We start from the raw sequence: 22116 nt of genomic DNA, 5'->3' as shown, positions 1-22116 counted from the left end.
CCCCCTCCTTTAGTTGAGAATCGGGTACCCCAATTCCGGCATCAAACTTTACTTTTTTGAAAGACTCCTAATCCAATCGATGCATAACGAAGTCCAGTTTTCCAGGTTACCTTGACCGACTGCTAATCCAAATCCATGACCTCCTTTTGGATAAATATGCAGCTCGCCAGGCACGCCTTTGTCTTTCATTGCCTGGAAGAAAAGCAGGCTATTTTCCATCGGTACACCATTATCGTCCATGGCATGCACTAAGAAGGTAGGCGGCGTTTCTTTTTTTACCTGCAGCTCGCTCGAATATTTTGCAGCCAGTTCAGCATCGGGGTTTGAGCCAATCAAACGGTTACGCGATCCGGTGTGCATGATAGGCTTCGTCATAGAAATAACAGGATACATCAATATGCCAAAGTCAGGTCGAGAGCTTTGCTGCTCTATTGAGTCTTTCGATGTTTTATCGCCTTCATCGAACTGCGTAAGCAGGGTGGAAGCAAGATGGCCACCTGCAGAAAAACCCATAACGCCAATTCGATCTCTTTGTATGTTCCATTTGCCGGCATTTGCGCGAACTATCCGCAAAGCTCTTTTAGCATCCAGCAAAGGCGAAAGGTGTTGCGTTATACTGCTTTTAGTATCGGGTAAGCGGTATTTTAATACAAACGCGGCAATGCCTTTTGAGTTAAGCAATTTGGCTACTTCTGTACCTTCCCACTCATAGGCAAGAATGGAGTAGCCGCCGCCAGGACAAATTACTACAGCCTGGCCCGTAGCATTTCTTTTTGGAGGCAGGAACACAGCAATATCAGGATTTTGCACCAGGGAGATTCGCAGTATATCAGCGGTTTCTCTTTTTTCTTTTTCTCCGCCATTTCGATAATTTGGTACCGCCCCTGCAGGGTAAAGCAGTACGGTTTCTTGTGCTGTTATCAATTGTTGAAAAGCTAAAATGATAAAAAGGGTAAATAAGTATTTCATGTAGTGAATAAATGTTGAGGTGGTGTCTCAAATATACGAGCTGTTTTTCTACTGATAGCGTTTGTTGTTATTCTTCTGCATCAAACATTTTTGATCGGGTCTTCTTCATTTGGTAAGCTTAGTTGTCGTGTTTTGAGTCTACAATGTTCAGGAGGTTATTCATCCAATCAATCGTATTGTCTGCTAATGGCTTAATCGTGTCTTGTTTGCCAGCCTTAAATGCATGATCTGCTCCTTCTATCTTTACCAATGTTGCTGTTGCAAGTTTTGAACATAGGTCTTCTACGAGGCTTAATGTTGCTAACTCATCTCTCGTGCCTTGCAGGAAAAGCATTGGTATGGAAACAGCTTTTAAATGTTCAGCCCGATCAATAGAAGGTTTACCCGCAGGATGTAATGGAAAGCCGTAGAAAATAATACCGCGAACGTAGGGTATGGGGTTAAGGGACAAGTACTGTGAACTCATTCGTCCGCCAAACGACTTACCTGAAACAAACAAAGGCAAAGAAGGAAATGCTTCATGAGCATGATGGACAGCAGCCTCAATAGTTTGGTGAGCTACAGCAGGTACATCAACTCTCTTTTTTTTGTTTTCCATGAATGGAAAATTGAATCGAAGTGTAATAATTCCAACAGCCGACAATGCATTGGCAAGGGTAGTCATGAAAGGATGATCCATGCCTGCGCCGGCACCATGTGTGAGTGTGACCAAACCTATACGTTTTTCAGGCACTATATACGCCGCCGTTACTGCACCAATATCGGGTGATATGTTCAATGCAAAAGATTGTTGGTTCATGGGGTTAAACGTTTGATCTTGATTTATTTTGATTTCTGATGTAAATTTTGTCGCATTCACCATCTACTTTTAGGAGTCTTTGCGTGAAAGAAAACTAAGGTTACCTGGAATGATTTGATACAACAAACTTCCTTTTTTATGAGGGAAATAAAAATTGCAATTGCGGAGGATGGTGTTCTACTTTAACAGGCGTTACGAAAACCGAATTGTTTAAGGTTTTAGAAGAGGTAAAACGGGAGCAAAGTACTTTCCCCTTTACATTTAGTACGCTGAGGAATATGTGATGTGCCAAAAGATATGTTGGGAGCAGCCGACGTAGCGTAGTACTAGAAGAAGAAAAGGTTACAGGAATGTGAGCTTTCTATTTATTCTTTAATTGCGGCTTGAGTTAGTATTGCCAGTATGGTGCCATATCAGTCCGTCATCTTTGAGCTTGTTTTTATACTCGTCCAGCTTAATGACATCAAAAAACCTTTTCGACAGAAACTCTTGTTAAAGCGATAGCGCTACTGCAATAGGGTAAGTAGATATTGTTGAAGAACGTTTGCAACCCGGGGCTAACCTTACCCTTTTTTCACCCCTTCAACGGCCTCGAAAATTATGTTTTGAATTACCTCAAAAGTAACCGGTTCATTATTAAGAATCGCTGGTTCCCATTTTGGAGATTCTCTGAGAACCCTTAAAGCTTCTGCTCCGCATGCCTTGCATTTGACGGGTACTGAAACCGCCTTTAGGTTTGTGGGTATACCCTCTTTATCCAATACAAATTGAACTTGTACTGCATAGTTGCCGGCAGGTGCTCCGACAGCGGAGGGTATAGTAGCGTTTAAATTCTTTTCTAAATATTTTTTCCAACCTTCGTTTCCGCCTTTAAACTCGGCTTCCCTTTCTACCACAAAATTTTTTATCTCCTTGCCGGCCTCATCCCAGCCCTTTTGTAGTTGTATCCCTTTATCCGAATATACCGTATAAGATTTTTTATCGCCTGATTTGTGGAAATAGGTTTTGTTCAAGGGCTTTCCATCCGCATACTCTACGGTATAGTCTAGCTGTCCATCCTCTTTGTAATTGTTTACACTACCATTGGCAGTTTGAAAATTCGTTTCATTATAGTCACCTTCCGATTTCAAAATATTTCTCTTTGTATCGTATTCTATACCGTGCCATAGGTTGGCCTGCCTGAAAAACTTTACGTAAGAAAGCGCACTGTCTCTTGTTGTTTCCTTCCCATTTTTTCCGTAATATTTTATAGTAGTATCAGATTGCGAAAAAGAGGGAAAATACCCAAAAGCGGCAATAAGTGTAAAGAGGGATATTCTTTTCATAGAGAAGAGATGAGAAATAAAAATAGTAAGTTCTACCCGCTGTTGCTACTCTTTAACAGGATTTTGTGCGACTACTTTTGCCCCAGGGAACAGTTCGTAAAAGCGATATTTGCTTACTGTTACTGATACAATTAGTACTACAGTACAAGGGTATGACACAACGATGTTTAATCTTGGCACTTCGGCTTGGCCAATAACACTTCCATTCCAACGAAAACCCGCATTGGCCGGTAAACCGTTTTTTGGTTCACCTATAAAGAAAACAGCCTTCGTTTTTAAAATAATACTCTTTAATTCTTAGCTTAATTTTCTTACAGAGAGGTACAAGCCTTATGTTCTTTTTGCCCTTTTTATACTGTTAGCTTCAGCTAATGCAAACGTCCGCTTACCCTACTTTGACCGCAACTGATAACCATTATTACCCCGCATCTTTTATGAATTATATTCTTGGCGGGGATGCAAAAGCCTAGTTGCCAGTATTAACTGCATAGGGTTTAGGTGAACGGGCCGGCTAAATAAGTATATTAGAAAGTGGTGGGGTTGTATTAAGAAGGTGAACACAGCTTACCTTCTTATATTCTTATTACAATCGTCAGTAGATCAGAAAAAGATTCTGATTCCAAAATTGAAAATCCTCGGCCTGAAGTGGGATAGGTTTATCTTAGGCAATTTTACCTACCCTTGTTGAGGAATTTTTTTTTGGTTCTCATTAATTACGCTGCTACTATCCCACCTTATCACATCTGGTGTAGCTGCAGGCATTAGGTTTTTCATCTATCAGCAAGAAGCCAATAATTGGAAGGAATAAAAATGTGGCAGAATTTAGACAGCTTCTACTAAGGCATACTCTTCAGAATAGTCAGCTGTCTCCATATTTGCTGGAAGTTTTCTATACGCTCTTACCTTGGTTAACCCTTTAATTTCCTTTTGACTTGCCGTTGTAAGATAGCTTAAATAGATAAAGAGCGAGATTGATGAAATCAACATCATTGAGAAGGCAAAAATCAGTATCATAAAAATTAATTATAGTTTCTTTTATTTCTTTCTGGTTCTACCCACTTTAAAATCCTGTGCCATCTGCTGCTGCTGCTGCTTAAAACCAGGCGGTAGGCTTGTTGGCTTTTGATGATACAAATGTTAAAAGGTTTAAAAGAGCTATAAGAATTATTAAAAAAAGATAAAAAAAGTAAAAGCCCGACTTCACTATTTTCGATGTTGTAACTCGTTATCTAGCTCTGCTTTGTATTATGTCTCTCAGTTTAACTTTTGCCCTGGTATATTGGGACTTACTTGTACTTTCCTTTATGCCTAATTTTTTTCCGATTTCCTGGTGAGTAAAACCACCAACGGCATACAGGTTAAAAACAGTTTTACATCCCGGACTAATAGTATGCGATACTTTCAATAAGTCCTTTTCGTACAGCCTTTCAAGTACATCAAAATGTTTTGCTACCAGAAAATCTTCCAACCCTTCCAATTCTACTACAGTAATTCTTTTCCGTTTAATGTATTCAATCGAAATATTTATGAAGATTCTTCTTACCCAACCCTCAAATGATCCCTCACCTCTAAACTTGTGCAGGTTTATAAATAATCTGGCAAAGCCATCCTGTAATATGTCTTCGAGGTCTGCCTCGTTTTTAGTAAAGCGCAAACACGTATATCGCATCATGACAAGGTATTTGTCATAAAGCATCTTTTGACTTTTCCTATCTCCACTAATGCAATTTTTAATTATTAAACTCTCACTCATTATAAAGTCCTTTGTCATAAAGATGTTTTTATCAATTAATACCAACCTTTAAATCTTTTTTTAATCCGCGAGCTATAGAGATAAAAGAAACACAGCAAGGTTTAATGGGAGCTTGTTTCATAAATGTTAATGCTTTCTTATCGTCTCAAAACTGCTATTAATTCAACCTTTTTCAACCATAGATGATACCCTGTTAAAACTTACCTTTTTAAATGCGTGGCACAAAGAATTGACTATACAACAATATTTAAAGTTTCTTTTAGTTTTTACTTACTTTTAAGAACATTTATAATACAACCATTAACTAACTTTTGAATGAAAAAAACTTTATTAATTGCTACACTGGTTTGTTTAATCAGTTTGTCGTTTGCCTTTCAGCAGACCCAGGTAAAATATGAGAATTTGAAGGTATTGCCCAAGAATACTACTAAGAAAGAGATGGATAGTATTATGAGACATTTCTCGATGTCTCTTGGGGTAAGGTGTAATTTTTGTCATGTTCGCGGTAATGATGCCCAGAGAACTATGAACTTCGCGAGTGATTCAAGCAAAAACAAGATTGTTGCCCGTAATATGTTCAAAATGATGAACAAGATAAATAAGAAGTATTTTAAACCTGACGACGACGACAATCGTAACCTGGCGAACAACGCGAATCGTATTCCGCAGGTATCGTGTTATTCTTGTCATCACGGGAAGGAACACCCTGAAAACAAGCCTCCTGCACCAACAGGTCCTCCTCCTGCGGGGGGTGCACCTGCCTCTGGTGAACGTAAACCATAACTACTTTTGTAAAACATAAAAAAAGCCTGGTAAAACAGGCTTTTTTTATTAGGTTAATAGGCAGTACGATATTTTTCAGATGGCATAGGCTTTGAAAGCATGCTAACACAAAAGTTACTACCTATGGATACACAGCCTTTTTTTGTTGAGTATTTACACAAAGACGATTCTGAGATTGCTGAGGTGAAGCCTTGTTGCCAGGAAAACAACGTTTTTTATTATGATATTTATATTAGAAACCAATACCAATTTACTGTAACACCTTCTGCTGACGAAGAAGAAGGTTTAGCTTGGAAAATCTCGTTAAAAAACGCTGATAAAAATATTGAACCGGAACTTATTAATACTATTGGCCAGCAGATTGAAAAGCATTTGTTGTAAATATTCCCAATAATTTAAGCTACAGGTAACCGTCGTTTTAAACCTTTTTTGCTCTTAAACAAGTATATAATCTTTCTACGTCTTCTTTTTTACACAGTTCTGTACCTGGATTCATGGTAGTGGCGGTACCTGTAGCGATGCCATACTGCAAAACCTCTAACCACGTAGCACCTCGGGAAAGAGCGAGCACCATACCTGCTACCATACTATCGCCCGCACCCACTGTACTTTTGCTTTTTACTGTGGGAGATGACACCTCTATAACATCATCTTTAGTAATTAACATTGCGCCCGACGCGCCCATGGAAATCACCATTACTTCACTTCCTCCTTTGTTTATGATTGCCCTGGCTGCCCGAATCACATCTGCTTCAAGCAATTCATCTTTGCCGTATAAGTTACTAAGTTCACCAAGGTTTGGCTTTATCATAAAAACCCCTTCATTTGTTGCATGCCTCAATGGTTCACCAGATGTATCAACGATTAGTCTGGCGTCCACTTTTTTAGCAACACAAGCTAACCGTGCAAAAAAATCTTCGGGAACACCTTCAGGTAAACTGCCACTTGCCACAATGTATTCCACGCCCGTACTGTCCTTTAACAGATCTAAACACTTCTGCCAGTCATTTTCATTTAGCGATGGTCCGGGCATGCCGAAACGATATTGAGAATTGGAAGACTCGTCTACAACTATCAGGTTTTCCCGGGTCTGTCCATTAAATTTAACTACAACCGATTCAATTCCTTCTTCATCCAGGAGATGTTGAAGATGGTTTCCGCTATAGCCCCCGGCAATATAGATGGCTGTTGATGTTCCGTCGAGCTTTTTAATAGCCCTCGATACATTAACACCTCCCCCGCCTGGTTCGAAAACTGGTTGTGAACAACGTAGTTTTCTGTCAGGTACTATGGCATTTACCGTAGTACTTTTATCTATCGCCGGATTAAGTGTAATTGTTACAATCTTTTGCATTCAAGTAAATTTTATTGTTTTTATTTAAACATCTCCTGAAAAGCAGCCTTTATAAATACTCCCTGTGGCAGCGTGGCTACCAGGTTTATTTCATCCTCCAAAGTAGTTTCATTATCTAAAAATCGCAGTACTCGTTCTGTCGGGTTCTTGTTGAAAAGGTCGGAGAATATCTTGTCTCCCGGCAGTTTGTTTCCTGATAAAATATTAAGGAGTGTACTGTCGTAAAAATTAAAACGTTTATCGAAAAAAGGCTCGTTTTCTTTTAAATAACCATACTGTAGCAAATCGGCAACTATCTTGTCTGAGTGCTTTTGAATGAACTGAAATGTGTATCCACTGCTTCCTTTTGTTTGTCCGCCTGCAGTACCAATGTTTATTACCCTACCCACTCTCTTTACAAACTTCATATTTGTCATCGGTATAACTCCGAACTCTTGCTCGAGCATAGAATACTCCTTTATTCCTAAGATGTTGAAGATGTAATTTTTTAAGGCAGTGGCATACTCATTATCTGTAAGCAATTGCTTTGAGAACAGGGTATACTCCACTAAAGCTTTGGTTGAAGTAAAAGGCAAAACGTAGGCAAAAGTGGTCCCATTGTTTTGAGCTACTCTAAAATCCATCAGTGTCGCTTCCGCGGGATTAAACAAGCTTTCTTTTGTCTCTATAAAAAACCCCATAAAGTGTTGAAGCAAATAATGTACGTTGGCTGGCGATTGAGATTTTATAAATAGAACACTATTAAATACATAGTCAGCAGTGTACCGAGTTCCATCAACAACGACTAGGCCTTTATTCCCTGCATTTCCTGTAGCTTCTACATTTCCATATACAAAACTGATGTTAGAATGCTTCTGTGCCTCTAGTTGCACATAATCATAAAGATCTATGCTCCTTATCATTTTATACTCATAAGGGGCAAGATTGAGAAGTGAAGAAAAATGGCTTGAAAAGAAATGAGCCTGCTGCCATCTATGATGCACCAGCGGCTCAAATAATCCTGGCTGCCTTTCCCAAAAACACCAGGTATGATCGTTTTCATTTTTTGGGGCTTTATCAACAACCAGTATGCTCTTAGTATTAAAAGCAGGGTTGTTTATAAATCGCATTAAAAGGCTTAAACCCGCTAATCCTGCCCCGGAAATGATATAATCGTATTGCTTCACAGACTATCGTTTACAAAATTTGTTCCTCCCGAAGATTATGAAGGTTTATAAAAAGAAGGCTACTGTTGAATTTTAATCTTAACGTATAAGTGTGCGACGCAACAATGCTTAATAGAAATTTTATGCTGAGTACAAAATGCCTTATAATGCTTAAAAACTGAACTACAGGCTAACTAAATTATACTTTCGACCATCTCCGTTATAGATAATCGGAAAAGTTGATTGTACTTCAGTATAAATACTTCTTACAGTTTTTTAATTAGCAATTAAAACATGACCCGACATCTCTTTTGGAATAGGGACATTCATCATAGTAAGAATAGTTGGAGCTAAGTCTCCCAACTTGCCATGTTGGATCTGACCTTTGAAATCGTTATCTGCTATAATAAAAGGCACAAGGTTTAGCGAGTGTTGAGTATTAGGCGTTCCATCTTCATTGATCATAAAATCGGCGTTGCCGTGGTCAGCAATAATGAAAACGGTATAGTCGTTTTTTAAAGCTACAGTTACCAAACGCTCCATACACCTATCAACCGTTTCAATCGATTTTATGACTGCACTAAAAAAACCTGTATGGCCAACCATGTCGGCATTGGCAAAATTGAGACAAATAAAGTCGGCCGTTTTATTTTCAATCTCAGGTAATATAGCATCCGTTATTTCTTCTGCGCCCATTTCGGGCTGTAAATCGTACGTAGCTACTTTTGGTGAAGGAATTAGAATACGGCGCTCGCCTTCAAAAGGAATTTCGCGGCCGCCATTGAAGAAAAAGGTAACGTGCGGATATTTTTCTGTCTCGGCGATACGTATCTGGGTTTTATGATTTGCGGCTAAAACCTCTCCAAGTGTATTATTTAAATTATCAGTTTGAAAGACAATATGAACGTTTTTAAAACTCTTATCATATTCTGTAAGGGTAGTGTATCGCACATTCAGCTTCTTCATATCGTAAGCCGGAAAGTCTTCCTGGGTAAGCACTTCAGAAATTTCCCGGGGGCGGTCTGTGCGATAGTTAAAACAAAGAAGCACGTCTCCGTCTCTTATTGTAGCTACAGGTTTTTGATCGGCATCTGTTATTACTGTAGGCTTTATAAATTCATCTGTCTCGCTCCTGTCGTATGATGCCCGAACAGCAGCAGTTGCCGATATTGCAGTTTGCCCCTGGCCTTTTGCCATGCCATCGTAGGCTTGCTTTATTCGTTCCCAGCGCTTATCACGGTCCATCGCGTAGTAGCGACCAGTAACAGTTGCAATCTTACCAACATTGGCATCAAGGTGCTGTTGAAGGTCGGTGATAAAATGTAACCCACTTTTTGGGTCGGTATCTCTGCCGTCTGTAAATGCGTGTATGTATACCTCGTTTAGGCCTTCATTTTTGCATAATGTAATAATCGCCTTTAAATGATTTATATGACTATGAACACCTCCATCGCTTACCAGGCCCATGATGTGCAAGGGCTTGCCGTTGTTTTTTGCATAATTTATTGTTTCAAGCAGAACGGCATTTGTATAAAACTCGCCGGTACGAATGGCAACATTTATTCTTTGCAGCTCCTGGTAAACTATGCGACCTGCACCTATATTCATATGCCCAACCTCGCTGTTTCCCATCTGTCCTTCGGGTAGGCCTACATCTTCGCCATATGTAACCAAAGTGGTATTAGGATATTTATTGTACAAAGAAGAAACGAAGGGCACATTTGCATTTTGTATAGCGTCGGCCAACTTCACTTTTCCAAGTCCCCAACCATCCATTATAACTAAGATCACTTTTTTACTTTCCATTTTATAAAACTATAGCTTTTTCAATAATTACAGGAAAGTTGCAAAAGTGCAATTATCTTTTCAGAATTTTTTAATTTGGCATATTTTTCGCCTATAGGTGAGCAATTGAGTTTAAAACCCAAATATGAAAAAGCTATTAATAATAATGATTGTGTTTTTTGCTTCAATAGCAACAAAAGCACAGGAAGGAAGTAACCTTGTAAACGCCTTAAAATCAGCAAATGCAGAAGAAGTGTCAAACTATTTTGATAAGATTCTAGACATCAAATTTCCTGATAAAGAAGAAATAAAAAGCATTGGTAAAAACCAGGCTGGTATTGCTTTAAAATCTTTTTTTGATAACAATAACATAAAAGGTTTCGAGCTTTCTTCTCAACGCGAAATGGGTGGTACTATGTACATTGCCGGTAAACTTACCAATGCAGGTGAGGGGTACAAGCTATCAATTATGATGCGAACCAAAGAAGGCAAACCGCAAATCATTACGGTTAGAATTAGTTAACCACCGTCCTTTTCAACTCTTAAAGCCTCGTTATAAAACGGGGCTTTTTTTATAGCTAAAAACAAGTCTAGTAGATTTAATTAGAGGTTTTTTTGTTCCTATCGTAAAAGCTGTATTCAGCATTGTTGTGTCACTCACTTGTACTTTTTGATTCGTTATTCGAAACCAGACCCACCTGGTACAGAATGTCAGCTGCTTCAGTTACCCGCTCCTGCAACCTTTTATCTCTCCTAATCCAGCCATTCGTGTTACAACAGGTTGTAGCTTTGGTTGATGAAAACTTACAATGAAATGCTGGAGCATTTGATTAGCGAAGCCCTAAATGAAGATATAGCTGATGGCGATCATTCCACCCTCAGTTGTATACCTGCCGACGAAAGAGGAAAAGCAGTTTTAAAGATAAAACAAGATGGAATTTTAGCGGGAGTATCGGTAGCTGAAACAATATTTAAAATGGTAGAACCAGCAGCCGTTTTTATACCTTTTAAAAAAGATGGAGAAACAATGGCTTTTGGTGAGCGCGCATTTACCGTAGAAGCATCAGTTCATACAATCCTGAAATGCGAAAGGCTGGTGCTAAACATTATGCAACGTATGAGCGGTATAGCTACACTAACACATCAATATTCGAATACTATTAAAGATTATAACACAAAAATTTTAGACACCAGGAAAACTACTCCAAATTTTAGATTACTTGAAAAAGAAGCCGTAAGAATTGGAGGAGGCACCAATCATCGTTACGCTTTGTACGACATGATTATGCTAAAAGACAACCATATAGATTTTGCCGGAGGCATTGAAAACGCTATTAATAAAGCCGCAGACTATGTGCGAACAAAAAAACCAGGTTTAAAGATTGAAGTAGAAACCCGCAGTATTGCAGATGTAAAAAAAGTGATTCAAATGGGAGAAGGAAAAATATTCAGGGTAATGCTGGACAATTTTAAACCGCGGAAAATTAAAGAAGCGGTTGAACTGATTAATAAAAGATTCGAAACCGAAGCAAGCGGGGGAATTGATTTGGATAATATAGTTGAATATGCAAAAACAGGAGTGGATTATATTAGTGTAGGAGCATTAATTCACCAGGCAAAAAGCCTTGATTTAAGTTTAAAAGCTGAACTGTAATTCTTTTTTAATTATCTGTCACCCGTTAACTATTACCCATCACTTTATAAAAAATGAGCAAGAAAAATAAACCGGACAAGAGCGGCTTTGTTTTCAGCACCGATCCAAATTTTAGGTTTGAGGAAGAGCCGCAAGAGGTGCACGAGACATTGCCCCCAAATCAGCAAAAACTGAAGGTAAGGTTAGATACAAAGCAACGAGCTGGCAAAGCAGTAACGTTGGTTGACAACTTTATTGGCAAAGAAGCAGATGTTGAAGAGTTGGGTAAAAGCTTAAAAAACTTTTGTGGTACAGGAGGAAGCGTAAAAGACATGCAAATAATAATACAGGGGGACCAAAGAGAAAAAGTGTTACAATGGCTCGTTAAGAATGGGTTTAAGAGTACTAAGAAAATATAGAAAAATGACACAATTTTTATCATCCGCAATGTAAGGATAGGAAGCGCTACATTGAGGATCTTAACCCTAAAAACCAAAGCAACTAATGGATAGAAAACATAAAGTTATCATTGCTGACTTCATTAATGATTCATTAGTTATTGAAAAGGAAATTCTTGGTGATACCGCAGACGTAATTGCATTAGATGCTAATAACGAAAGGCTGCTTGAAGGTAAAATTGAAACTGCTGATGCAGTAATAATGTATCATACACTGTCTCTAACCGCATTTACAATAGACAGGCTTAAACAGTGTAAACTGATTGTAAGAGCCGGCGTAGGTTTCGACAATGTTGATCATAATTATGCAAGAACTCTAAATATTCCTGTAGCAAACATTCCCGATTATGGTTCGGAAGATGTTGCTGATACAGCTATCGGTATGATGCTTAGTCTTACCCGGGGCATTTCGGTTTTAAACTCTTGGTTAAGAGACGGCATAGGAGAATGGAGTTATACACAAGTACGACCGCTTACAAGATTACGAAATCGAAAAATTGGAATTGTTGGCCTTGGCAGGATAGGAACAGCTACTGCGCTACGAGCAAAGGCACTGGGAATGGACGTAATTTTTTACGACCCTTTCAAGCCAGATGGTTTTGACAAAGCTTTAGGAATTGGACGGGCCCAAACTCTACAATCACTGCTTGAGCAAGTACAGGTGTTAACCCTGCATTGTCCTTTAACCCCGGCGACTCATTATTTGATAAATGAAAATACCCTTCACTATCTTCCTAAAGGATCCTATCTTATTAATACATCCAGGGGTGGAGTTGTAGATACATCAGTTATTCCTGCCGCTATCGAAAGGGGCTGTCTTGCAGGAGCAGCGTTTGATGTGTTGGAACAGGAACCACCGGTTGGTGATGCATTAATTCAAGCATGGAAAAATCCAAATCATCCTGCCTATCATAAAGTAATCATTAATCCGCATTCAGCTTTTTATAGTGAAGAAGGGTTAATGGAAATTCGGGTTAAAAGTGCGCAGGCATGTTTACGGGCATTGAGGGGAGAGGAGATAAGGAATGTAGTAAATTGAGAGAAGCTTTGAGCTATAAGCTTCGAACTACCAGCTCTTATGGTTTGCTATTAATCTCCTGCATCAATCTACACCCTTCAAATCAATCCCGGTCTCTTCCGCTATTATCCGCAAAGACTTCACTACTTCTTTATTAACAGGTATTCCGTCTACCTTTCTTTGTTGATAGGCTATTCTTTCGGGGTCTCCGGGTATTAGCACTGCTTCTGCTCCTGGCTGAGGCCTGGTGCTTCGCATAGTATGTATCCATTCGTCAATTTCTTTTTTAAATTCAGTTTTATCCCGAAAACCATCTATATCGAATGCGCCAAAAAAGTGACCGATCCCTTTTCCGACCTGTTTCTTTAATGGGGCGACATGAATGGCAAACGGAATAGCAAAGGGGCCCCAGTTAGCACCGCTTAAAACTGCTGTTAATATATCTACCATACTTGCAAGACAGTAACCTTTATGTCCGCTGCCGTTTACATCACTACCTAAAGGCAAAAGGGCTCCACCATTAATCATGTCTGCCGGATTATTAGTAGCCTCACCATTTTTATCAAGGCACCAACCTAAAGGAACAGGCTCTCCTTTCCGGTTAGCAATTTCTACTTTTCCGTAAGAAACAGTGCTGGATGCAAAGTCGATAAGAACAGGGGGTTCATTAAAGCCGGGAAAAGCAATTGCAATTGGATTGGTTCCAAGCATTTTTTCAGCACCCAAAAAAGGTGCTACGCCTGCAGTTGTATTGGTCATAGAAAGACCAATAAGGTCTTGCTTTAAGGCCATTACAGGATAATAACCTGCAGCACCGTAATGATTGGTATTGCGTACAGAAATCCATCCTGACCCGTGTTCGTGTGCTTTCTTCATTGCTATCTCCATGCACTTAGGACCAACAACCAATCCCAAACCGTTATCGCCATCTATAGTAGCGACACTTGCTTTTTCCCGCACTATGCTTATGACAGGGTTTGGGTTTATACGATCTATTTTTAATAGATCGTAATAAGTTTTTAAGCGCGCGATACCGTGAGAGTCAATTCCATGTTCATCACTGTAAGCGAGAACATCGGCAGCTAAAACTGCATCGTCATGAGGGACATTGCAGTGTTTGAAAACTGCAGTTGTAAATTCACGTAACGAAGCAAATGAAAAAATAAGCGAATGACTATCTTCTTTCATCATATTAGATAAATCCCTTAAAAAAACTTGATTACCTGTTTGCTGAAATAACCGGGTGGGACCTCGTATTATTGGTTTGATTGTAAAAAGGCATTGGATAACTATTTCTTTCTACACCTATGCTTCCGGAGATGGAAAAAGTCTTCTCATCATTTACATATTGTAAACCCAGTTCGGCTCTTGAATAGATACCTAAACTGCCCGATTTTAAAAAGGCATTATTTGGGTTTGCTTTATTAAAATCGGAATTAATGAAAGACCGGTTAAAGTTTATATAAGCGGGTGCTACAGAAACACCGGCAAAAGCATAAAGATTATTGTTTAGTCTACGATTAAGTTGCAGCCCAAGCGGTGCAGAAACAACAGTAGCATTTCCACCTTTGAAAAAAGTAAAGCTTGTTGATATGCCACTGTACTTGCTAATAAACCATTTCTTTTTAGCTGTGCTGTCGTTCGGGTTAATGTTATTTGCAAAATTTCCCCTGTAACCGTTGTCGATAAAACTTCCTGGTAAGAATCGCTGTGCTTGTAGCGTAAAAACCGAAAGCAGTAAAGTGATAAATATGATTAAACGCATCCTACTAAATTAGGTAATAAAAGTACATTTTGTTGTCTTACTAAAAAGGGATGCCGCAAAAGTTAACAACTCATAACCTGGTAAAAGTTCATAAGAATTACCACCCTTAAAACGGAGCGTCGCAACAATGCTGCGGTTAGGAACGTTGCTGGTTGAAAAATAAAAACAAGCTTAATCAACAACAGCAAGACAAAAAAAATGAGAGCCCCGCGGCTCTCAGCTAATAGCTGGCGGCTTCTCTACTGTCCTGCCGCCAATGAATACGCTTTCTTGCCATCCCAAACATTTAAAAGCTCGGTAGAGCAAATCTTAAAGTCCTGGGCGAGGTGTCTGTATAACTCTATAATATCTGTTTGGGTAACGGAGACTTCACCGATACTTTCAAAACGGCATGCATAAGTATTTACAAGATTGGTGTACATGCTTCCTGTAGGCCAAACCTGCGTACCACGATTACTAATCGTCACCAGTTTAAAAAGTCCGAAAGTATGCTGTAGGCACTTCTCAGCTATCACTGCCGGTTGTGCATTGCTTTCAATAAACATATCGACACCGATGATCGTTTCATTAATGTTTTCACTGTTCTCCAGCATCGGGTTTCTATCGAGTTTAAAAACGGTAGGCGTAGCAGGCTGATTTTCCAACATCGGCCTTGGGCTGATTGCGGGAACTTTTCCGAAATTGCCAACAATTGCTTCAGAGAACTGCGTTGTATTCATTGATGGAACCGACCGGTCTCCAAAATCTCCGGTATGTACGCCTTGCTCTAAAGTATATAACAAAGCATTTTCGATTGTTGCCGCGCTTTCCATCAATCCTACATGGCGAAGAAGAGCAAGACCGCTTAACAATAGCGCGGTAGGATTTGCAATATTTTTTCCCATAATATCCGGAGCAGTACCGTGAACCGCTTCGAAAATAGAAATGTGGTCGCCGATGTTTGCCGAAGGCGCAAAACCCAACCCACCAACCAATCCGGCACAGAGGTCAGAAACAATATCACCTTGCAAGTTGGTAAGTACAACCACGTCAAATAAATCAGGACGGGTCACGAGTTTCATACATAGGTCATCAACTATAATATCGTCAGCTTTTAGCTCCGGATACTCTTTTGCAACATCATAAAAAGTTTGAAGGAACAAGCCGTCCGTTAGCTTCATAATGTTAGCCTTATGACCACAGGTAATGCGCCGGGTGCCTTTCTTTTTAGCCATCTCAAAAGCATACTTAATTACCTGCATACTTCCGGGCTGGGTAATGAAACGACGGCTTAGGGCAACATCGTGCGTAAGCATGTGTTCAATTCCGCCGTATGTATCTTCTATATTTTCACGAACTATGGTAATATCTATTGGAATGCCTGCTTTCGAAAAAACTGTATCTACACCGTGAAGCGTTTGAAAAACGCGCTTGTTAGCGTAAGTATTCCAGGTTTTTCGTGCCGTAACGTTTACACTTTTTACGCCTTTGCCTTTAGGGGTTTCCATTGGGCCCTTAAACAAAATACCCAGGCTTTCTATCGTTTGCTGTGCTGCCGGCGTCATTCCATTACTGTATCCCTTATCAAACACCCACTTACCCATATCAACGTATTCATATTCAAGCGGAACATTGGCAGCGTTAAAAATTTGAAGAACAGCGTCCATTATTTCTGGTCCTATTCCATCGCCTTTAGCTACGGCAATTTTAGTCATGTTATGATGTTTTAGAGTAAAAATTTTTCTCGTTGCAAAGGTAAGTTATGTGTACATACTAAATTGTCTTACAAAAAACGATCGGGTAGTCAGCTACAAAAACGTAACCGAACATCGTTGCGTCGCACTCTTCTACTTTCATACAAAAACTCAGCGTTTCTCATAAAGTATATTTCCAATTTCACGTAAATGTTGGGTAAAAAAGAGAAAGCAGGGACATAAATGATATTTGCTGATAGCTGGTGTAAAACTTTGATTCCTGTATTTTGCTAAACTAATTCTGAATCTATGAACTGTTTTAGTTGCTTTTTTATAACAATCACGCTCCTGGGATGTAGCCGAAAAATTTCAACTAAGGCTTTATCTCCAGCTCCCGGCGACTCTGCAACAGCAATAGTATCGACTGCTGCGGTAGGACAAAAGACTCCATCATGTATTTTGATGCGAATTGAAAGTATAAAAAAGGAGCATGTATGGAACCCGCCCGGAGAGGTTTATGAGTACGAATATCAATCGAAGAAAGTGTACACCATATCTTCAGACTGCTGCGACCGTTTTACAACCGTTGTTGATGCAGATTGTAACTATATATGTGCGCCATCAGGTGGATTTACAGGACGAGGTGATGGAAAGTGTACAGATTTCTTCAAAGAAGCAAAACGGTTACGGTTGGTATGGAAAGACGAACGCGCAGAGAATAAAAAAAGACTTTGAACAAATATTTACAGTAATGTTAGAAAGCAGATTAATATTACAGTAATAGTATTACCACGCCTGCTCTTGCCTTAAAAAATTTAACGGGCATTCTTACAATTGAAGGCCCGTGCCACTAAATTATTGGTTACAAACGTGAGACATTCCCCTTCTCCGGTTTGCTTTGTATAAATGTTTAGTCTGGTTTTACAACAATTTGGCCCTTTTGTTGATTATAGAGTGTTTTTAAATTTTATAAGAACATAAAATCAGTTGTTGTTGACCCGTTCTGTAATTAAAAAGTATTAATGATGGAACAAGTATTGAATTATTACCCTTTTATTGCTCTTTGTTGTATAGCCGCCCTTATTGTTTTTAAATTCAGACTGTCTAAATACCTTAAACACTCAGAACAATTTAGTTTAGTGTTCTACCCGGTAGAGGTTGTTGAAATAAGAAGAAAGACACTAATCAGAAGACAGTATTTCCTTACTGGAATAATAGGATTACTGTTAGTTTCAGTTGCAATGCTGAGTTTCAATAACACAACTCAAACAAACATCTCTTCTAATGTAAGTGCCGAAACTCCTGTAGCGAGAAAGGTTAGTTTTAAGCATAAAAGAAAAATTTATAAAGTAGATGTCAACCTGTTGAGCGGAAATGAAGGGGACACAGTTTACAAATTATATTTCAGAAGCACTGGTAAGGATACGGGTAATAACACTATGGAGTTGTTTAAAAAGGAGAATAGTGATGGGTCGGTTACATGGGAATGTAAGAGTGACTCGTCGTCTGATAAACAATTTAAAGAGTTTGCCTCAGTAGCAGGTGCAGCAATTGAAAAAATTTTACAGGAAAAAAATAAAGGCTCCTAATTCCAGCTCTCATACAATGACAGCTTTCCTTTGTTTTGTTTAGATGCAGCAGTGCTTATTTAAACACTTATCTTAATTCTCTTTAAAAGAAGGCTTAAAAATCAAATATCACATGTTTATGTGGTTGTCTTGTTCAGATAATAACCCCACTTTTACTATGAGTATTGGGGGCAATATTCTTATTTAATTCAAAACCCTTCCTTTCCAGGAAGGGTTTGTTTTTTTAAGTAATAATAGAGATAATTCTTCCTCCCTTATCAAAAGCGGGCATTCACCATTAGCCTATATGGCAACTTGGAATATCAACAAAATTTCGCTCTTTTTTGCAAGACAGCTTGCTAAGCCAACATATCTACACGGTATTTTATAATTAAGAATAACGTTTTGTACTCTATAACTACTTCTTCTGTTGCGACAAAAAGGTAATGAGCGATGCAAATTCTTCATATGATAAAGCATTTGCGAGGCCAGAAGGCATCATTGAGGTTTCCATCTCTTTCCTGCTAATGATATCTGCTGTTCTGACAGTACTAACCTGGCCTGCAATATCTCTCATCGTAATTTTGTCCGCCGTCTCAGCAGTCACAAAGCCGGTATAGCTTTTATTTCCTTTTGCAGTAATGAGTACAGTTGCAAAACCCTGTGAAATGGATGCGTTAGGCTTTAGAATTGACTCGGCAATCTGTTCCCTGTTCATAATAGATCCTACCTGGCCCATAAACGGTCCTTTCAACGCCTCGCCCTTATTAATACTATGGCACGCCACACATCCCTGCCTGGTGAAAAGGGTTTTACCCAGCGTCGGGTCACCTGTAATTTTGGCCATCGCCAGCATCACGTCTTCTATAGATGATTCGCCAATCTGCCCTTTTTTATTTCTAATTTTTTCAAGATCGATTTTAGGTTCTTCTTTGGCAGCAATAGTCTCTTCTCCTCCAAACTCAGTTATACCCATTTGAAACTTAGCATTCAAATCTGCAAAAAGCTGCTTTTCTGATATTGATTTATCCTTTTCTTCACTAAGAAACTTTTTAATGGAAGGCGACAACTCCCAGTCCATTGCCCGATAGTATGGACCGTGACCATCAGGACGAGTGCTCCACCAGAATAAACCTTCCTGTGGTGCCTCTTTTTTATACAGGCGAGATAAAGTAGTAATGATTTTGCCTTTAAGTTCCTTGTCAGTCGTTTTTGTGTATGCTGCTATTAATCCGTCAACAGCTATTGGGTCATGCATGTACCGTAAAGCCCAAAGGGCCATTGTTGAACTTTCAGATCCAATTGCATTAACGCACTCATTAACTGCATTGAGGTTTAACAAAGAACGAACAGCAAGATGTGCAGGAATAATGGCTGAGTTGGGAGTGGCATGAGGACCTTCTTTGTCTTTTTGAGGGGCTGCAAACGAACCAGGAACTTTTACCTGCAACAAAGCTGGTATTGCTTCCTTACGGTCTAACCGGCCAAGACCTATAATTGATGCCACTTGTACCCGGGGTGAAGGGTCGTTAAGGGCCTTGATAAAAAATTCGACGGGTACGTTTTTTACAAATTCTTTGCGATCAGCCAGCGCCCGTAATGCCCATTCCTTCACATCACTATCTTCAGTCAACTTCAGTAAGTTTTGCGTTCCGGTCTCACCCGCAGCCTGGGCGTAAGTAAAAATTCCGGCTACCCGATTGTAGAGCGGCAACGATTTATCCTGCGCAATTTTTAAGGAAGCCTTTCTAGCATCTTTAGCAGGGCGATTTAAAAGTTCCTGTTGCGCATTCAAACGGGCAACAGCACTGTTGGATTTCAATAATTCTACAAGCTTTTTAACCGATAACTTTTTTACATCCGGAAATGCCTTATACTTCCAATTCTTTGGTACCGCACGTACAACAAACCCTTTATTTGCGCTACCGGAATAACCTGCGCCATCCCAGGCGGATAAGTAAAGACGGCCAGAACCATCGATATCTAAATCTGTTATCTGCGCTAGTTTTATAAACTCTTCATCCTTTTGTGTAAAACTTGCACCGTCAGGAGTTACGCGATGAAGATAAAGTGCACTTTTACCCCAATCGGCCATCATTGGTACATGATTGTATTTTTCGGGCCAGCTCGGGTCGTCCATAAATAAGTTGCCTGTACCAGAACCACCCCCAACGTCAACCAAAGCGGGTAGAATTTCCTCTGTAAAATGTTTAAAAAGAAGCGGGTAACCATATTCTCCCGATTGAATTTGATGGCTAAAACGAATGTTCCAACCTCCTCCATCATTGGTGTTATCGCGTGTAAAAATATTCATGTACGGATCTATTGCAACGTCATACACATTGCGCATGCCGTGCGTGTAAACCTCCATTTCCTTACCGTTTGGCCTTACCCGCACAATTCCCCCTCCAAGCATAGTCAACGTTTTACCTGACCTGTCGATGGCATTGTGAAAACCAAAATCGCCTACAGCAATATATATCCATCCGTCAATACCCATCCTTATCCCATTTGTAGCATGGTCAGTGCCGCGGCTTTGTAAAAATTTAGGTGAACTAAGGTGTTCAATAAGAGGTTTTTCGGGGCCATCCGCTACGCCATTGTTGTCTTTGTCTTCGAAAACTACCAGGTCCATGCCTGTTGCCAGTTTGGTTTCTTTAGAAAAAGTAGTATGAAGGACAAAAACCTGGTTTCCGAGGGAAATAATACCACGTGGATTATCAACCGAAGCAAACTGGGTATGCTTATCTACTTTACCGTCGTTATCGCTGTCGATTAGCTTTACGATGCTGCCTTTACCAGGGGTTTTACCAAGAGACCCTATTTGATCCACTCCAACAAATACTTCACCAGTAGCGGCCACAGCAAGGCAGGCTGGGCTGGGAGTCAGATCAGCGCCTGTGAAATTTGTAACACTTAACTCAGGTGGCCAACTTGTGGCATTGCGAGCAGAGTCTTTACTGTACAGACTTTTATCTATGTTGGCAACACCGGAATTTTCTTCAAAAAAAATATATCCGGCATTTATAAAAAAAGCACAGAATAAAGCGAACGTAATCTTAATCATATAGCAATTTATAAACTGAATTGTTTCAGATTGCAAAATAAGCACACTTTACATTCGCTTTGTATTTACTTTTTGGTCATAATAGTCGCTTTTTGAAAGGGAAATATTTACAACTTGCAGGCATTGAGGAACGGGGCCGAAAGTACTCTTTCACCAGGTGCTTACTATTATAGAACATCCAGCTGCTAAAATTGGGCTTGGTCAAGTTGCTTTTACCTCTTCGGATGAAGTGTGCGACGCAACGATGATGCTATAAGAACAACTGGCGACTACCAAAGAAATACAACATTAGTACCTGGCAACAGGAGGAGAACCTGGCGAAGAAAATTAGGAAATTGGGACAATGAACATCTGTAAGCTCGAAAGCCCGACTTCAATAAAGGGCATTTACGTTTACAACTCCTTAATCCAAAGAGAAATAGGATGTGGAGCTAATTCGTCTCCGCCAAAATAAGGATACAGCCGGTAACCCTCAGCAGTAGTTGTTTTGCTTTCTCTTGGCATTTTGGTTTCCTTTCCGTTTAGAGTAAACAGGTATGTTTCTTTTTCTACTTTAATGGAGCAATTTGTTTCTACGCCGATCGGAATAATTCCCAATTCCTTAAAGCTCATAACGCTGTTGTTATACACGTAGCCAAAAAGCTGCAATTCGTTATCGCTCCATCTCCAGCCAAATCGGGCGCTATACTCATGATGTTGCGCATTGTTGTCGCTAAAACCAAAGAGCTTGTTTATATCATTTTGGTTAGAAGGAACGATGGTCTGGTAAATAGCTGAGCTATCGAACTTGACAATAAAAGATTGCTGCTGATAATTGGTTGCGCTGTAACTGCTTCTGTCGCTGAATTGGTCTCCCTTTGGGATAATGAACTTCACAAACTCGCCAATTTTCATTGGGGCACTTTTGTTTGTCATGCCGTTAACAATACTGTCGACTTTCTTTTCGCACGATGCGAGGCTTAAGGCGACAAGGCTTAGGATAGCCAGTTTTTTTTTCATAGGTAGCTTGGGTTATAGAATT

At 39.6% G+C, this 22116-nt stretch carries 21 protein-coding genes; 8 read left to right on the top strand and 13 right to left on the bottom strand.

Annotated features, from left to right (window positions below):
• Window positions 1–48: 48 nt before the first annotated feature.
• The 5 genes from JWR87_RS17800 to JWR87_RS17780 form a co-directional block, all read right to left on the bottom strand.
• Complete coding sequence (locus JWR87_RS17800) at window positions 49–969, bottom strand: alpha/beta hydrolase (protein ID WP_297822712.1); 921 nt, start codon at window positions 967–969, stop codon at window positions 49–51.
• A 118-nt stretch (window positions 970–1087) separates the two neighbouring features.
• Complete coding sequence (locus JWR87_RS17795; protein WP_297822710.1) at window positions 1088–1768, bottom strand: alpha/beta family hydrolase; 681 nt, start codon at window positions 1766–1768, stop codon at window positions 1088–1090.
• A gap of 563 nt (window positions 1769–2331) precedes the next feature.
• Window positions 2332–3093: an energy transducer TonB gene (locus JWR87_RS17790; protein WP_297822706.1), complete on the bottom strand. Its 762-nt coding sequence runs from the start codon at window positions 3091–3093 to the stop codon at window positions 2332–2334.
• A gap of 822 nt (window positions 3094–3915) precedes the next feature.
• Window positions 3916–4107, bottom strand: coding sequence for a hypothetical protein (locus tag JWR87_RS17785; RefSeq protein ID WP_297822704.1), 192 nt, complete (start codon window positions 4105–4107; stop codon window positions 3916–3918).
• Window positions 4108–4318: 211 nt separating this feature from the next.
• On the bottom strand, window positions 4319–4864 hold the full coding sequence (locus JWR87_RS17780; RefSeq protein WP_297822702.1) for a sigma-70 family RNA polymerase sigma factor: 546 nt from the start codon (window positions 4862–4864) through the stop codon (window positions 4319–4321).
• Between the two features lie 297 nt (window positions 4865–5161).
• On the opposite strand from JWR87_RS17780, the gene JWR87_RS17775 reads away from it, so the two are divergent.
• Entirely contained in the window at window positions 5162–5629 is a 468-nt protein-coding gene (locus tag JWR87_RS17775; RefSeq protein ID WP_297822700.1) for a c-type cytochrome, read from the top strand.
• Window positions 5630–5752: 123 nt separating this feature from the next.
• Window positions 5753–6010: a hypothetical protein gene (locus JWR87_RS17770; protein WP_297822699.1), complete on the top strand. Its 258-nt coding sequence runs from the start codon at window positions 5753–5755 to the stop codon at window positions 6008–6010.
• Window positions 6011–6047: 37 nt separating this feature from the next.
• On the opposite strand, the gene JWR87_RS17765 is transcribed toward JWR87_RS17770, so the two are convergent.
• The 3 genes from JWR87_RS17765 to gpmI all read right to left on the bottom strand — a co-directional run bounded on the left by JWR87_RS17765 (window position 6048) and on the right by gpmI (window position 9934).
• Window positions 6048–6983 carry a 1-phosphofructokinase family hexose kinase gene (locus tag JWR87_RS17765; RefSeq protein WP_297822697.1) on the bottom strand — a complete coding sequence of 312 codons (936 nt, stop codon included), beginning with the start codon at window positions 6981–6983 and terminating at the stop codon, window positions 6048–6050.
• A gap of 20 nt (window positions 6984–7003) precedes the next feature.
• On the bottom strand, window positions 7004–8149 hold the full coding sequence (locus JWR87_RS17760) for a lycopene cyclase family protein (protein WP_297822694.1): 1146 nt from the start codon (window positions 8147–8149) through the stop codon (window positions 7004–7006).
• A gap of 255 nt (window positions 8150–8404) precedes the next feature.
• A complete protein-coding gene (gene gpmI / locus JWR87_RS17755; RefSeq protein WP_297822692.1) occupies window positions 8405–9934 on the bottom strand; it encodes a 2,3-bisphosphoglycerate-independent phosphoglycerate mutase in 1530 nt (509 codons plus the stop codon).
• 124 nt (window positions 9935–10058) lie between these two features.
• On the opposite strand from gpmI, the gene JWR87_RS17750 reads away from it, so the two are divergent.
• From JWR87_RS17750 to JWR87_RS17735, 4 genes are all read left to right on the top strand, one after another.
• Entirely contained in the window at window positions 10059–10436 is a 378-nt protein-coding gene (locus tag JWR87_RS17750; RefSeq protein ID WP_297822690.1) for a DUF4783 domain-containing protein, read from the top strand.
• Between the two features lie 273 nt (window positions 10437–10709).
• Window positions 10710–11567 carry a carboxylating nicotinate-nucleotide diphosphorylase gene (gene nadC, locus JWR87_RS17745; RefSeq protein ID WP_297822688.1) on the top strand — a complete coding sequence of 286 codons (858 nt, stop codon included), beginning with the start codon at window positions 10710–10712 and terminating at the stop codon, window positions 11565–11567.
• A gap of 53 nt (window positions 11568–11620) precedes the next feature.
• Window positions 11621–11965 (top strand): translation initiation factor, encoded by a 345-nt coding sequence (locus JWR87_RS17740; protein ID WP_297822686.1) that lies wholly within the window; start codon window positions 11621–11623, stop codon window positions 11963–11965.
• An 85-nt stretch (window positions 11966–12050) separates the two neighbouring features.
• Entirely contained in the window at window positions 12051–13043 is a 993-nt protein-coding gene (locus JWR87_RS17735) for a C-terminal binding protein (RefSeq protein ID WP_297822683.1), read from the top strand.
• A 63-nt stretch (window positions 13044–13106) separates the two neighbouring features.
• Here JWR87_RS17735 and JWR87_RS17730 read toward each other — a convergent pair whose 3' ends face one another.
• From JWR87_RS17730 to JWR87_RS17720, 3 genes are all read right to left on the bottom strand, one after another.
• Entirely contained in the window at window positions 13107–14213 is a 1107-nt protein-coding gene (locus tag JWR87_RS17730; protein ID WP_297822681.1) for an Ldh family oxidoreductase, read from the bottom strand.
• A 28-nt stretch (window positions 14214–14241) separates the two neighbouring features.
• Entirely contained in the window at window positions 14242–14787 is a 546-nt protein-coding gene (locus JWR87_RS17725; protein ID WP_297822677.1) for a hypothetical protein, read from the bottom strand.
• A 239-nt stretch (window positions 14788–15026) separates the two neighbouring features.
• Window positions 15027–16481 carry an isocitrate/isopropylmalate family dehydrogenase gene (locus JWR87_RS17720; RefSeq protein WP_297822675.1) on the bottom strand — a complete coding sequence of 485 codons (1455 nt, stop codon included), beginning with the start codon at window positions 16479–16481 and terminating at the stop codon, window positions 15027–15029.
• 288 nt (window positions 16482–16769) lie between these two features.
• Here JWR87_RS17720 and JWR87_RS17715 point away from each other — a divergent pair, with 288 nt between their 5' ends.
• Together JWR87_RS17715 and JWR87_RS17710 are read left to right on the top strand one after the other, a co-directional pair.
• A complete protein-coding gene (locus JWR87_RS17715; RefSeq protein WP_297822673.1) occupies window positions 16770–17195 on the top strand; it encodes a hypothetical protein in 426 nt (141 codons plus the stop codon).
• A 287-nt stretch (window positions 17196–17482) separates the two neighbouring features.
• Window positions 17483–18049: a hypothetical protein gene (locus tag JWR87_RS17710; RefSeq protein ID WP_297822671.1), complete on the top strand. Its 567-nt coding sequence runs from the start codon at window positions 17483–17485 to the stop codon at window positions 18047–18049.
• Window positions 18050–18446: 397 nt separating this feature from the next.
• Here the strand turns inward: JWR87_RS17710 and JWR87_RS17705 are convergent, their stop codons facing one another.
• The gene (locus tag JWR87_RS17705) at window positions 18447–21095 is read right to left on the bottom strand and encodes a HEAT repeat domain-containing protein (protein WP_297822669.1); all 2649 of its coding nucleotides are present in this window, start codon (window positions 21093–21095) and stop codon (window positions 18447–18449) included.
• Between the two features lie 393 nt (window positions 21096–21488).
• A complete protein-coding gene (locus tag JWR87_RS17700; protein WP_297822668.1) occupies window positions 21489–22094 on the bottom strand; it encodes a hypothetical protein in 606 nt (201 codons plus the stop codon).
• Window positions 22095–22116: the final 22 nt, after the last annotated feature.

The organism is Segetibacter sp., assembly GCF_025963695.1.
Taxonomy (GTDB): domain Bacteria; phylum Bacteroidota; class Bacteroidia; order Chitinophagales; family Chitinophagaceae; genus Segetibacter.
This window is presented reverse-complemented; position numbering and strand designations above follow the sequence as displayed.